This is a genomic window from Gordonia sp. PS3 (assembly GCF_041950545.1).
GTDB classification, from domain to species: domain Bacteria; phylum Actinomycetota; class Actinomycetes; order Mycobacteriales; family Mycobacteriaceae; genus Gordonia; species Gordonia sihwensis.
The window spans coordinates 230834-243327 of the sequence record NZ_CP169524.1 but is presented as its reverse complement, the minus strand read 5'-3'; the positions used below and the strand labels follow the sequence as shown (position 1 = coordinate 243327).

General features: G+C 68.4%; 13 protein-coding genes. 5 read left to right on the top strand and 8 right to left on the bottom strand.

Annotation, left to right across the window (positions count from 1 at the left end; genetic code table 11):
- Positions 1-6: 6 nt before the first annotated feature.
- From ACE11G_RS01135 to ACE11G_RS01125, 3 genes are read left to right on the top strand one after another with little or no spacing between them, the layout of a single operon-like run.
- Positions 7-732 (top strand): pirin-like bicupin family protein, encoded by a 726-nt coding sequence (locus ACE11G_RS01135; protein ID WP_197462929.1) that lies wholly within the window; start codon positions 7-9, stop codon positions 730-732.
- A 19-nt stretch (positions 733-751) separates the two neighbouring features.
- The gene (locus ACE11G_RS01130) at positions 752-2734 is read left to right on the top strand and encodes a M13 family metallopeptidase (RefSeq protein WP_062367281.1); all 1983 of its coding nucleotides are present in this window, start codon (positions 752-754) and stop codon (positions 2732-2734) included.
- Positions 2735-2793: 59 nt separating this feature from the next.
- On the top strand, positions 2794-4872 hold the full coding sequence (locus ACE11G_RS01125; protein WP_375003379.1) for an MMPL family transporter: 2079 nt from the start codon (positions 2794-2796) through the stop codon (positions 4870-4872).
- A 32-nt stretch (positions 4873-4904) separates the two neighbouring features.
- Here ACE11G_RS01125 and ACE11G_RS01120 read toward each other — a convergent pair whose 3' ends face one another.
- Positions 4905-5489 carry a DUF3592 domain-containing protein gene (locus tag ACE11G_RS01120; RefSeq protein WP_375003377.1) on the bottom strand — a complete coding sequence of 195 codons (585 nt, stop codon included), beginning with the start codon at positions 5487-5489 and terminating at the stop codon, positions 4905-4907.
- Positions 5490-5600: 111 nt separating this feature from the next.
- Here ACE11G_RS01120 and ACE11G_RS01115 point away from each other — a divergent pair, with 111 nt between their 5' ends.
- A complete protein-coding gene (locus ACE11G_RS01115; RefSeq protein WP_062367376.1) occupies positions 5601-6569 on the top strand; it encodes a R2-like ligand-binding oxidase in 969 nt (322 codons plus the stop codon).
- Positions 6570-6586: 17 nt separating this feature from the next.
- Here ACE11G_RS01115 and ACE11G_RS01110 read toward each other — a convergent pair whose 3' ends face one another.
- Together ACE11G_RS01110 and ACE11G_RS01105 are read right to left on the bottom strand one after the other, a co-directional pair.
- Positions 6587-7693, bottom strand: a complete 1107-nt coding sequence (locus ACE11G_RS01110) for an Ig-like domain-containing protein (protein ID WP_231650334.1) — start codon at positions 7691-7693, stop codon at positions 6587-6589.
- Between the two features lie 121 nt (positions 7694-7814).
- Complete coding sequence (locus tag ACE11G_RS01105) at positions 7815-8126, bottom strand: hypothetical protein (RefSeq protein WP_039867616.1); 312 nt, start codon at positions 8124-8126, stop codon at positions 7815-7817.
- 52 nt (positions 8127-8178) lie between these two features.
- On the opposite strand from ACE11G_RS01105, the gene ACE11G_RS01100 reads away from it, so the two are divergent.
- Positions 8179-9036 carry an alpha/beta fold hydrolase gene (locus ACE11G_RS01100; protein ID WP_045540643.1) on the top strand — a complete coding sequence of 286 codons (858 nt, stop codon included), beginning with the start codon at positions 8179-8181 and terminating at the stop codon, positions 9034-9036.
- Positions 9037-9052: 16 nt separating this feature from the next.
- Here the strand turns inward: ACE11G_RS01100 and ACE11G_RS01095 are convergent, their stop codons facing one another.
- Genes ACE11G_RS01095 through ACE11G_RS01075 form a run of 5 tightly spaced genes read right to left on the bottom strand, consistent with a single transcriptional unit; the run spans position 9053 to position 12467 of the window.
- Positions 9053-9688, bottom strand: a complete 636-nt coding sequence (locus ACE11G_RS01095) for a TetR family transcriptional regulator (RefSeq protein ID WP_222110833.1) — start codon at positions 9686-9688, stop codon at positions 9053-9055.
- Entirely contained in the window at positions 9685-10869 is a 1185-nt protein-coding gene (locus tag ACE11G_RS01090) for an NAD(P)/FAD-dependent oxidoreductase (protein ID WP_222110832.1), read from the bottom strand. The genes ACE11G_RS01095 and ACE11G_RS01090 overlap by 4 nt, the downstream gene beginning before the upstream one ends.
- Positions 10866-11054, bottom strand: a complete 189-nt coding sequence (locus ACE11G_RS01085; protein ID WP_006896830.1) for a rubredoxin — start codon at positions 11052-11054, stop codon at positions 10866-10868. The genes ACE11G_RS01090 and ACE11G_RS01085 overlap by 4 nt, the downstream gene beginning before the upstream one ends.
- Position 11055: 1 nt before the next feature.
- A complete protein-coding gene (locus tag ACE11G_RS01080; RefSeq protein WP_006896831.1) occupies positions 11056-11223 on the bottom strand; it encodes a rubredoxin in 168 nt (55 codons plus the stop codon).
- The gene (locus tag ACE11G_RS01075) at positions 11220-12467 is read right to left on the bottom strand and encodes an alkane 1-monooxygenase (protein WP_006896832.1); all 1248 of its coding nucleotides are present in this window, start codon (positions 12465-12467) and stop codon (positions 11220-11222) included. Before ACE11G_RS01075 ends, ACE11G_RS01080 begins: the two co-directional genes overlap by 4 nt.
- Between the last annotated feature and the right edge of the window lie 27 nt (positions 12468-12494).

Below are 12494 nucleotides of genomic sequence, written 5' to 3'. Positions count from 1 at the left end.
GACTCCATGAGCACGTCCATCCTGCGTTCCACGGACCGCGCGCGCACCACCACCGGCTGGCTCGACTCGGCCCACTCCTTCTCGTTCGGCGACCATTACGACCCGGCGAACACCCACCACGGCGTGCTCCTGGTGCAGAACGAGGACGTGATCTCGCCCGGTGAGGGCTTCGACACACATCCGCACGCGGACACCGAGATCGTCACCTGGGTGCTGTCGGGATCGCTGGTCCACCAGGACTCCGAAGGACACAGCGGCGTCATCTATCCCGACCTCGCACAGCGGATGAGCGCAGGCACCGGCATCCTGCACTCCGAACGCAACGACGACGCCGAGTCGGCGGACGAGTCGGTGCACTTCATCCAGATGTGGGTGATGCCCGACGAGTACGGCATCACACCGGGCTACGAGCAACTCGACATCTCGGGCGAACTGCGACCGGGACGCCTCGTCACCGTCGCCTCCGGTTCCCCCCGCCACGACTCCGCGATCCGAATCGCCAACCGCGGGGCCACCCTCTCCGCGGCCAGACTCACTCCCGGACAGACCATCGCGGTGCCGTCGTCCCGCTTCACACACCTGTTCGTCACCCGCGGCACCGCGCAGGTGGAGGGCGAGACGCTGGAGGCCTCCGACGCCCTGCGCGCCACCGACTTCGGCGGAACCGTCGTCCGGGCGGCCACCGATTGCGAACTGCTCGTCTGGTCGATGGATGCGCGGCTCGGGGAATAAACCCCGGCGTGATGTCACTATGGAGGACGTGACTATCGAGCAGACCTCCGGGCTCGACCTCGAGTGGGTCGAACCATCCGTACGCGCCGCAGACGACCTCTTCACCCACGTCAACGGGAAATGGCTTGCCAGCCACCGGATTCCGGACGATCGCAGCATCGACGGAGCGTTCCACGTGCTGCGCGACAACGCTGAGGAGGACGTCCGCGCGATCGTCGAGGAGTGCGCCGAGGGCTCCCCCGAGTCGGGCACGCCCGCAGCCAGGATCGGCGACCTCTACGCGTCGTTCATGGACGTCGATCGGGTCGAGGAACTCGGGGTCGCACCGATCGCCGATCAGCTCCAGGAGATCGCCGGCGTCTCCGACACCTCCGAACTGGCCGCTCTGATGGGGCGTCTGCAGCGCGAGGGGGTGGGCGGCCTGTTCGGCTTCTACGTCGACACCGATGCGCGACGGTCCGACCGCTACCTGGTGCACATCACCCAGAGCGGTCTCGGACTGCCCGACGAGTCCTACTATCGCGAAGACAATCACGCCGCCGTGCGCGAGGCCTATCGCGCTCACATCGCCGCGATGCTCGGACTGGCCGGTGTCGCCGACGCACAACGGCAGGCGACGGCGATCTTCGACCTCGAGACCGCGATCGCATCGCATCACTGGGACGTGGTGCGGCGACGCGACGCCGAGGCCGCCTACAACCTGCGGACCCTCGCGGAGTTCGGCGATCTCGCCGCCGGTTTCGATCTCGCCGGCTGGCTGACTGGTCTCGACGCGGGCGAGACGTTCGCGGAGGTGGTGATCGGTCAGCCGTCGTTCATCGAGTCGAGCGCCGGACTGCTCACCTCGCAGCCGCTCGATTCATGGAAGAGCTGGCTCGCCTGGCGGCTGCTGCGCACCGTCGCACCGTATCTCTCCAGCGACTTCGTCGACGAGAACTTCGCGTTCTACGGCAAGACCCTCACCGGTGCCGAGGTGATCCGCGACCGATGGAAGCGCGGTGTCGGTTTCGTCGAGCAGGCGGCAGGCTTCGCGGTCGGCGAACTATACGTGGAGCGACACTTCCCGCCCGAGGCGAAGGCCCGGATGGACGAACTGATCGCCAATCTCGTCGAGGCGTATCGCCGCAACATCGGCGATCTGCCCTGGATGACCGAGGCGACGCGCGCCCGGGCCCTGGCGAAACTCGACAAGTTCACCCCCAAGATCGGCTACCCGGCCAAGTGGATCGACTACTCGACGCTGGAGGTCGACCGCACCGACCTCGTCGGCAACTCCCGCCGCGCCGCGGCTTTCGAGACCGCACGCGAGCTCCGCAAGATCGGCCGCCCCGTCGATCGCGACGAGTGGTTCATGACGCCGCAGACGGTGAACGCCTACTACAACCCGGGGATGAACGAGATCGTCTTCCCGGCGGCGATCCTGCAGCCCCCGTTCTTCGATCCGAACGCCGACGACGCGGCCAACTACGGCGGCATCGGCGCGGTGATCGGCCACGAGATCGGCCACGGCTTCGACGACCAGGGCGCGAAGTACGACGGCGACGGCAACCTGGTGGACTGGTGGACCGACGACGACCGGGCCGAGTTCGGCAAGCGCACTTCGGCACTGGCAGCGCAGTACGGCGAGTTCACGCCTCACGGGCTGGACGAGAAGTACAAGGTGAACGGCGAGTTCACCCTCGGTGAGAACATCGGCGATCTGGGTGGGCTGTCGATCGCCCTGGTGGCGTACGAGATCGCGCAGGAGAAGTCCGGCGCCACGCCGCCGGTGATCGACGGACTGACCGGACGGCAACGGGTCTTCTACAGCTGGGCCCAGATCTGGCGTACCAAGACCCGGGACGAGGAAGCCATCCGGCGTCTGGCCATCGACCCGCACTCGCCGCCGGAGTTCCGCTGCAACGGTGTGGTCCGCAACGTCGACGCCTTCTACGAAGCGTTCGACGTCGTCCCCGGCGATGCGCTGTATCTGCCGCCCGCCGATCGCGTCCGCATCTGGTGAGGCAGCCGACCGGCGCTCTCGATGGTGCGAACACCGCATAGCCGGTAGACATGGAGGCCATGACCTCCTCGCGGCTCGCCTGCACGCTGGTGCCCGCCGTGCTCGTGCTGATCTGGCTCGGGGTGGCCGGGGCCACCGGACCGCTGGCCGGAAAGCTCAGCACGGTCACCACCGACGACGCGAGCGCGTTCCTGCCCTCGTCGGCCGAGTCGACCCGCGTGGCCGAGCAGCTGCCCGCGTTCACCGACACCGGCTACTTCCCGGCGATCGTCGTCGCGGAGAAGCAGGACGGCGGGCCGATGACTGCGGCCGACACCGCCTTCGTCTCCGACGCCGTGACTCCACTGGCCGGAACGCCGGGCTTCGCACCGCAGTTCTCTCCCGCGATCGGGGCGGCGGACGGTGCGGCCGTCCAACTGTTCGTCCCGGTCTCCACTGATGGGAAACCGAAGGAGCAGATCGGGAAGCTGCGCGATGCGCTGGCGAATCCACCGCCCGGAGTGGCAGTGGCCGTGACCGGCCCCGCCGCCCAGGCCGCCGACCTCTCGAACGCCTTCGCGGGCATCGACGGCGTCCTGTTGCTGGTGGCCGGGGCGGTGGTGCTGGCGATCCTGATCGTCGTATACCGCTCGCCGATCCTGCCGCTGGTGGTGCTGCTCTCCGCAGTCTTCGCCCTCGCACTGGCGTCGGGCGCGGTCTACTGGCTCGCGTCCGCGGGCACCCTGGAACTCAACGGGCAGAGCCAGGGAATCCTGTTCATCCTGGTCTTCGGCGCCGCCACCGACTACGCCCTGCTTCTGGTGGCTCGCTACCGCGAGGCGCTGTCGGCGGAACCGGACGCACGCGCGGCCCTGCGCACCGCGTGGCGCGCCACCCTCCCGCCGATCTGCGCGTCGGCTGCCACCGTGATCCTGGGCGTCCTCTGTCTGCTGCTGTCCGACCTGAACTCGAATCGCAGCCTCGGCCCGATCGCGGCGATCGGCATCGCCGCCTCGTTGCTCGTCTCGATCACCTTCCTCCCGGCCGCCCTCGCGCTCATCGGACGCACCGCGTTCTGGCCGCGCCGGCCGGGGCCGGCCACCGGTTCGACGCACCGGATCTGGCAACGGGTCGCCGCATTCGTCGCCCGTTCGCCGCGCAAGATCTGGGCGCTCACCCTCCTGGTGCTCGTCATCGGCGCCGCATTCGCCCCCGCGTTCCGCGCCGGCGGCGTCTCCACCGACGACTTCTTCCTCGGTGAGACCGAATCGGTGACCGGCGCGCAGATGCACGGCAGGCACTTCGACGCCGGGTCGGGCACCCCAACCTGGGTGATCACCGACGATGCGGCCGCGGTCCGAACCGCGGAACGGGTTCGTGCGGTCGACGGCGTCGCAGCCGCCGAGATCCTCGCCGCCGCATCGGGTCCCGTCACCCACGACGGGAGGCAGGCGATTCAGGTGACGCTGAGCGATGACCCGAACTCCCTCGCCGCACAGGACACCGTGGTGCGGATCCGGAACGCCGTCTCGTCCGTCCCCGGTGCCGACGCGGAGGTCGGCGGCGCCACGGCTGTCGACCTGGACACCCGGACCACCGCCGAACGCGACCGCAACGTCATCATCCCCATCGTGTTGGCTGTGGTCCTCGCCGTCCTCGTCGTCCTGCTGCGGAGCCTTCTCGCACCGCTGATCCTGCTCGCGACCACGGTTCTGTCGTTCGGGACCGCGCTGGGCGTCGCGGCACTGATGTTCAACGGCCCGTTCGGCTTTCCCGGCGCCGATCCCGTCGTCCCGCTGTTCGCGTTCGTGTTCCTCGTGGCGCTCGGCATCGACTACAACATCTTCCTGATGACCCGGGCCCGGGAGGAGGCGCAGGCACACGGCACCCGCGACGGGATGATCAGAGCCCTCACCGGCACCGGCGGCGTCATCAGCGCAGCCGGTCTGGTGCTCGCCGCCACGTTCAGCGCCCTCGCGGTGATCCCGCTGCTGTTCCTGGCCCAGGTGGCCTTCCTCGTCGCGTTCGGCGTCCTCGTCGACACGCTGATCGTGCGATCGCTGCTGGTTCCGGCGCTCACCCTCGACATCGGACCGCGGATCTGGTGGCCGGGCGCCATCGCCGCCGACACGTCCCAGGACGCGCGCACCGCGGACTGACGCGCTCCTCGCGCGAACCGCCCGGCGCGGGGTCAGTCGCGCGGCGTCGTCCCGAAGACCGCCACGGCCCGCTCGGGCTTCGCCTCGGCGTAGTACACCTCGGCCGTATCGCCGACCAACGGCCGAGCGCCGAGGGGGAACTCGTCTCTGCCGGTCAACTGATGGGTTCGGCCCTCCGCGTCCCGATACTCGATCCGGTAGCGGACGGTGGCGTGGGTGCTCTCGATCGCCTCGGCACGGTCGCCGTCGGACTCGACCACTGTTCCGCGGACCCGCGTCCCCTGCCGATAGAGCCAGATCCGCGGAACCACCCGAAACAGCCAGATCACGACGCAGATCACTCCGACCGCGGCGGCGGGGATCGCGACCCACGGCACGCCGCCGGCCGCCGCGCCGATCGCCGCTCCGACGCCCAGCGCGCCGACGGTCAACGACATCCACGCCGTCGGGATCGCGAACCCGCCTGCGATCGCGGCGAGCAGTGCCACCGTCGCCAGCGTGAGACTCTCCGATCCCCGGATCCCCGCGGCGAAGATCGCGCACCACACCGAGCACCACAGGGCAGCGCTCACCGACACCACCAGGGTGCGCGTCATCGTCTCGGGACGAGGCCACATGCTCCCAGACTAACGATCCCGACCGATCGGACACCGAATCCGCTTCGATCCCGTGCGGAACGCACTAGCGTCGGCAGCACCCAGCCGATACGACCTCCGGAAGTGATTCCCGTGACCGCTGCCTCCCCAGAATCCGATGTGCGCCATGACTTCACCTCACTGCGAGCGGGCGGGATGAACTGGCAGTCGTTCCCGCTCCGACTGTTCACCAAGGGCAACGCCAAGACCTGGAATCCCGCGGCGATCGATTTCTCCCGAGATGCGCAGGACTGGGCCGCGCTCGACGACGAGCAACGCCGGAGCGCCACCTACCTCGTCTCGCAGTTCGTCGCGGGAGAGGAGGCGGTGACCCAGGACATCCGGCCCTTCATGGACGCGATGGCGTCCGAGGACCGGTTCGGTGACGAGATGTACCTGTCGCAGTTCTGCCTCGAGGAGGCCAAGCACGCCCAGGGTTTCCGACTCTGGATGGACGCCGTGGGCCTCACCGGCGATCTGCACCCGTACGTCGCCGAGAACCCCTACTACCGGCAGCTCTTCTACGAACAGCTGCCGCAGTCGCTACGGGTGCTCTCCGCCGACCCGTCGCCGGTCAACCAGGTCCGCGCCAGCGTCACCTACAACCACGTGATCGAGGGAAGCCTGGCGCTCACCGGCTACTACGCGTGGCGGCGCATCTGCGTCGAAACCGAGATCCTGCCGGGAATGCAGCAGTTGATCGGCCGAATCGCCGAGGACGAGACCAGGCATATGGCCTGGGGCACGTTCACCTGCCGCAGGCACGTGGCGGCCGACGACTCGCTCTGGCAGGTGGTCACCGACAGGTTCGGCGAACTGATCCCCCTCGCGATGGGCATGATCGCCTGGGTCGACGATCAGTTCGACGAACCGCCGTTCGGCATCGACAACGACGACTTCCTCGAGTACGCGGCAGATCGCGCGCAGCGCAGGCTGCACGCGATCGAGTCCGCGCGCGGAAGGAACGTCGAAGACATCGACGTCGATTACAGTCCGGCGACGCTGGAGGAGACGTTCAACGCGGAGGACGAGGCCTCGCTCGGTGGCGACACCGAGACTTGAGCGCCGGCGTCAGCTCGTCAGGCGTTGCCCGCCTTCCACTGATCCCAGCTGAGTTCCCAGTCGCCGTAGGTGTCCCAGACGGGCAGCGGCGGGCCGCCCGAGTTGGTGATCTCGACGACGTCGCCGAGACCGAAGTGGTCGAACATCCACTGCGAGTCGGCCGGACTCAGATTCACGCAGCCGTGCGAGACGTTCGAGGCGCCCTGCTGACCCACCGACCACGGCGCGGAGTGCACGAACTCACCGTCGTTCGAGATCCGCAGATCGTTGTAGACGGTCTCGCGGTAGTAGCCGGGATCGCCCTGGCAGACACCGAAGGTGCACGAGTCCATGACGGTCTGCGCGGCCTTCTCGGACACGACGTGCGGACCGGTGTGCGACGGATTGTTCGGCTCGCCGAGGCTCATCGGCATCTGTTTGACCTGCTCGCCGTTGTGGAAGACGGTGAGCAGTTCGGTGGCACCGTCGGCCTTCGCCACCCACGAGTCGTGGACGGTGTAGTCGACGGCGTTGTCCTCGGCGCCGTAGACGCCGCCGCCGAGATCGACGCCGTAGACGTCGGCTTCGATGTGGATCTTGGTGCCCGGCTTCCAGTATTCGGGGCCGCGGTAGTGGACGTTCTGGTCGTCGATCCAGTACCAGGCACCCGGCTGAGCGGGTGTGGTCGTCACTTTGAGGTGTTTGGTCACTTCGGCCTTGTCCTTCACCGGCTTGGTGAACTGGAAGACCATCGGCTGACCGACGCCGATGCCGACGTCGGAGACCACGTCCGGTGCCGGGACGACGTTGGCGTACGCGGTGTCGTCGGGGGTGATGGTGGTGACGGTGAACGACTTCGTAGTCGGCTTCTTGTCGCTGTTGACCGCTGTGGCGTCCACGGTGTAGGTCCCGCCGTACCCGAGGTCCTCGGAGGTGGTCCAATGCGTCGCGGTGGCGTCGAGCTTTCCGTCGACCTTCTTACCCGCCGCGTTGGTCACCGTCACAGCGGTGAGTTCTCCTCCGGTCGCGTCGACGACGATCGGCGTCGTCGGATTGATCGGCTTGCCGTTCGCCACGGGCACGCCGATCGCCGCGGGAGCCGGAGGCGGGGCCGAAGTGCCACCGCTGCACGCGGCGAGCACCATCGCCACGCCCACCAGGCATGACACCAGCGCGGCGGAATTACGTCGAATCACCATCTATCCCCTCGAGAGCAAAGAGCGGTGCCGTGCACCACTCGACGATTCTCCCCCGACTTCCTGTGAATCACTGAGCCGATCTGTCAGCGAGCGTCAAGGCGACCGCCGTCACACCTGTGGCCGCACCCGTCACGACCAGCACGGACGGCCATGCGCCCAGCTTCTTCGCCAGCGGGTGTGAGATTCCGAACGCACCGAGGTACGTTGCCGACAAAGCTCCCGTAACGGCCGCGCCGCGATGGAGCCAGCTGCGGCCGGCGCCGACGCCGGCGGCGGCGAGCACGGCACCGCCGAGGGGACGGATCCCGGAGTATCGGGCGGCGGCGAACCCGCCGATCAGACCTGCGGCGACGAGCGGAACTGAGACATCGATCTTCACGCGCTCCAGGATACGTCCAACCAGCAACTAGAACACGTTCTATTATGGCGGAATGGACGTGACCTACGAGGGAACCAGACGCGAGATCAGCACCGACGAGGGAGTAATCCGGTATCACGAGGCCGGTGAGCACAACGACGACGTGCTCATCCTGCTTCACGGATCCGGCCCCGGCGTCAACGGCTGGCGCAACTACCGCGGCAATCTCGGCTTCTTCGCCGAGACGCACCACTGCTACATCATCGAGTTCCCGGGGTTCGGCGTCTCCGATCCCGTCGACGGCCATCCCGTCCTGACCGCGGGCGCATCCGTCATCCGGTTCATGGACGCCCTCGGCATCGCCTCGGCGGCGATGATCGGCAATTCGATGGGCGGCGTCGTCGGCATCAACCTCGCGATCAAGTATCCGGACCGAGTAGAGAAGCTGATCACCATCGGCGGCGTGGGGCCGAACATCTTCAGCCCCAGCCCGTCGGAGGGGATCCGTCTGCTCCAGGAGTTCACCGACGCACCCGACCGCGACAAGTTGGTCCGGTGGCTCAACTCCATGGTCTACGACCGCGCGCTGGTGACCGACGACCTGATCGACGAGCGGTGGGCCGCCGCCAACGATCCGGCCGCACAGAAGACCGCCGCGATGATGTACGGGTCGAAGGCCTTCGAGATGATGCAGCAGTACCAGGCGAACGCCGACACTCCGCCCTACTGGGCGATGATGCACAAGGTGAAGTGCCCCACCCTGCTGACCTGGGGCCGCGACGACCGCGTCAGCCCGCCCGACATGTCGATGGCGCCGATGCGGCTGATCCCGGAAGCCGAACTGCACGTCTTCCCCCAGTGCGGCCACTGGGTGATGATCGAAGCCAAGGACGCCTTCGAGTCGACCGTTCGGGCCTTCCTGGCCCGCTGACGCCGGGCGCGGCGGCTCAGGACGCGCCGTCGCGCTCGGACGCGCGGGCCGCGATCACGGCCGGTGCGAGCACCGACGCGAGGTCGTCGGCGACGTCGCTGTCGGCGTCTGGGGCGGGCGGCATGGCCACGTAGCTCAGTGCCGTGCGCGCGATCATCCGCGCGATCCGGCCGGCCGTCTCCGCGTCGATGGCGATCCACGACTCCACGAGGATCACCTCGAGGCGGTCACTCGCCGCGGCGATGATCGGCGCGGCGTCGGTGGTGATCAGCTTCAGCAGGTCCGGTTTGGCCTCGCCCGACAGCAGCGACTGGATCATCGGGTCGTCGGCGGCACTGGCCAGGAAGCGGGCGAAACCCGATCGCAGCGCACCGGTCACGTCTCCGACGTTCGCGGCCACGGCCGCGCCGATCTCGCCGGTGAACTCGTCCGCCAAACGCAGCGCGTAGGCCTGCGACAGGCCGGTGCGGGAGGCGAACTCGTTGTACACGGTCTGCCTGCTGACACCGGCCTGCCGGGCGACGTCGGCCATCGTCACCCGAGCCCAGTCCTTCTCTCGCAGCAGAGTGCGGAGACCGTCCAGCAGCGTCGTACGCAGCAGCTGCTTGCTCGCGACCGCGAAGCTGGATGAGGACTGGGCTGGGGCACTCACACCTTCGAGACTAGCGCCGCCGCGATCTCCGAGCGGCACGCGCGGGCCGCCGCCGCCCGACCGATGGTGACCGCGCCCACCAGTTCTCCGTCGACCACCGTGCGGACGGTGGCGTCGGCGTCGTCGATGGAGCCGTCGAGCTCCACCTCGCTCTCCGCGGTGGGCCACCCCACCATCTGGACGTTGACTCCGTACTGCACGGTCCACGCCCGGGGCACCTCGACGAACGGTGCCGCCGGCTCGCCGCGCAGTCCGGCGAGCACCGACTGCGCGACCGCCCTGCCCTGATCGGTGGCGCCGAACCAGTGCTCGCCGCGAGCGGGCCGTCCGGTCCGCAGGTCCGGCGGTCCGGCGGCGTCACCCGCCGCGAACACGCCTGGAACCTCGGTGGCCAGCGTCGAGTCGACGACGATCCCGGCCGGGCCGGTCGGCACGCCGGCGGCAGCGGCCAGCGCCACTTCCGGCGAGGCGCCGATCGCCGCGACGACGGTGCCCGCCAGCTCGGCCCCGCCTGATAACTGCACCCGCTCGGAGGTCGCCGAATGCGCCGCAGACCCGAGGTGCAGTCGCACCCCGTTGCCCTCGTGGAGCCGCTGCAGGTAGTCGGAGACCACGGCGGGCATCACTCGCGACGCCACGCGCCCGCCCGCCTCCACAACCGTCGCCGACATGCCGTGAGCCGCGGCCGAGGCCGCCAGTTCCAGGCCGATCAGCCCGCCGCCGATCACGACGAGCCGCTGCGAGTCGTTCAGACCGTCGCGGATCGCGATCGCATCGTCGCGCGTGCGCAGGGCCGGCACGTCGGCGGCGAGCCATGACGGGCGGATCGGCCGGCCGCCGGTCGCCAGGACGAGGGCCCGGTAGTCGAGCCGGGTGCCGTCGTCGAGTGCGACCGTCCGCGCCGCGGTGTCGATCGCGGTGACGCTGACCCGCGTGCGGATGTCGATGCCGCGCGAGGCCCAGAAGTCGGGCTTCTGCAGGGCGATCCGGGACTCGGAGAGGTCCGCGCCGAGCAGATCCTTCGACAGCGCGGTCCGCCGGTACGGCGTGCCGGGCTCGGCGCCGATCAGCGTGACCGGTCCGTCGTACCCCTCGGCCCGCAGCGTCGCCGCCGCGGTGACGCCGGCGGTGCCGGCTCCCACCACGACGACGCCCGCATCGGATGCGGTCTGCCCGGTCATGGGCGGGCGACCTCGACCATCTCGAAGTCGGCCTTGGCCGCCCCGCAGTCGGGGCAGCTCCAGTCGTCCGGGATGTCGTCCCAGCGGGTGCCGGGGGCGATGCCGTCCTCCGGCCAGCCCTCGGCCTCGTCGTATTCGAAGCCGCACTGCATGCAACGGAAGAGTTTGTAGTCGGTGGTGCTCATGTCACTGTCCAATCAGTTCGAAATCGATCTTCTCGCGGACGCCGCAGTCAGGGCAGGCCCAGTCATCGGGGACGTCCGACCACGCGGTACCGGGCGGGAAGCCTTCGCGCGGAGCGCCTTCGGCTTCGTCGTAGACGTACTCGCACACTTCGCAGCGGTAGGCGCTCATGCCGATGCCTTTCCGTATCGGGCCTGGACCCTCCGTTCCTTGCCGGGCTGGATGTTGATCTTCGAGAGGTCGCCGTCGTAGTGCTCGAGCACCCGATGGTCCATGACTCCGCGCCACACCGGCGGGAAGTAGGTCAGCGCGATCATGCTGGCGTATCCGCTCGGGAGGTTCGGCGCACCGTCGAAACTCCGCAGCGTCTGGTACCGCCGCGTCGGATTGGCGTGGTGATCGCTGTGCCGCTGAAGGTGGTACAGGAAGATGTTGGTGCAGATGTGGTCGCTGTTCCAGCTGTGTTCCGGCGTGCAGCGCTCGTAGCGGCCGCGCTCGTTCTTCTGCCGCAGCAGTCCGTAGTGTTCCAGGAAGTTCACCGATTCGAGCAGCGAGAAACCGTAGACGGCCTGCAGTGCCGCGAAGGGCAGGATCTGCCATCCGAAGATCGCGGTCAGCACGCCCCACAGCACGATCGACATCGCCCAGGCGTTCAGGACGTCGTTGCTCGGATGCAGGACCGGACGCCCGAGACGCTTGAGACGGGTCGCCTCCAGCTCCCACGCGGACTTGAGGCTGCCGAACACACTGCGCGGCAGGAATCGCCAGAAGCTCTCACCGAATCGGGAGGTGGCCGGGTCCTCCGGGGTCGCGACGCGGACGTGGTGGCCGCGATTGTGCTCGATGTAGAAGTGTCCGTAGCAGGTCTGCGCCAACGTCACCTTCGACAGCCAGCGCTCCAGCGAGACCTTCTTGTGTCCCATCTCGTGGGCGGTGTTGATGCCGATGCCGCCCATGACGCCGATCGACAGCGCCAGACCGATCTTGGAGACGAGCCCGAGGCCTCCGTCGACGCCGAGCCAGCTCAGGTCGTCAGCCGTCCACAGGTAGCAGGCCAGGACCACGCTCGCGAGCTGGAACGGGATGTACGCGTAGGTGCAGTACCGGTAGTACTTGTCGTTCTCCAGCTGCTCCATCAGCTCGTCCGGCGGATTCTGGCCGTCCGGACCGAAGAAGATGTCGAGGATCGGCAGCAGCACGTACAGCAGCAGCGGGCCGATCCACCACCAGACGGGCGACACCGTCGACACCCAGCTCCAGCCGAGTGCGTCCGATGCCCAGTTGAACAGTGCCACCAGACCGGTGGCCATGAACACCGCGGTCGGCGGGACCAGGCCCAGCAACCACAGGTATCGCTTCTTGTCGCGCCATTCCACCACCTCGGCGGTGCTCCGGTCGATCGTCGGGTTCGCCATGTGTTCCTCCTCGTCCAGCGAACTAGT

What these genes read in the sequence shown, in the direction of transcription:
- ACE11G_RS01110 (WP_231650334.1), bottom strand. Translation starts at nt 7,693, where the DNA reads ATGGTGCTCGCCGCGTGCAGCGGTGGCACTTCGGCCCCGCCTCCGGCT.
- ACE11G_RS01135 (WP_197462929.1), top strand. Translation starts at nt 7, where the DNA reads ATGAGCACGTCCATCCTGCGTTCCACGGACCGCGCGCGCACCACCACC.
- ACE11G_RS01100 (WP_045540643.1), top strand. Translation starts at nt 8,179, where the DNA reads ATGGACGTGACCTACGAGGGAACCAGACGCGAGATCAGCACCGACGAG.
- ACE11G_RS01090 (WP_222110832.1), bottom strand. Translation starts at nt 10,869, where the DNA reads ATGACCGGGCAGACCGCATCCGATGCGGGCGTCGTCGTGGTGGGAGCC.
- ACE11G_RS01080 (WP_006896831.1), bottom strand. Translation starts at nt 11,223, where the DNA reads ATGAGCGCCTACCGCTGCGAAGTGTGCGAGTACGTCTACGACGAAGCC.
- ACE11G_RS01075 (WP_006896832.1), bottom strand. Translation starts at nt 12,467, where the DNA reads ATGGCGAACCCGACGATCGACCGGAGCACCGCCGAGGTGGTGGAATGG.
- ACE11G_RS01120 (WP_375003377.1), bottom strand. Translation starts at nt 5,489, where the DNA reads ATGTGGCCTCGTCCCGAGACGATGACGCGCACCCTGGTGGTGTCGGTG.
- ACE11G_RS01125 (WP_375003379.1), top strand. Translation starts at nt 2,794, where the DNA reads ATGACCTCCTCGCGGCTCGCCTGCACGCTGGTGCCCGCCGTGCTCGTG.
- ACE11G_RS01085 (WP_006896830.1), bottom strand. Translation starts at nt 11,054, where the DNA reads ATGAGCACCACCGACTACAAACTCTTCCGTTGCATGCAGTGCGGCTTC.
- ACE11G_RS01130 (WP_062367281.1), top strand. Translation starts at nt 752, where the DNA reads ATGGAGGACGTGACTATCGAGCAGACCTCCGGGCTCGACCTCGAGTGG.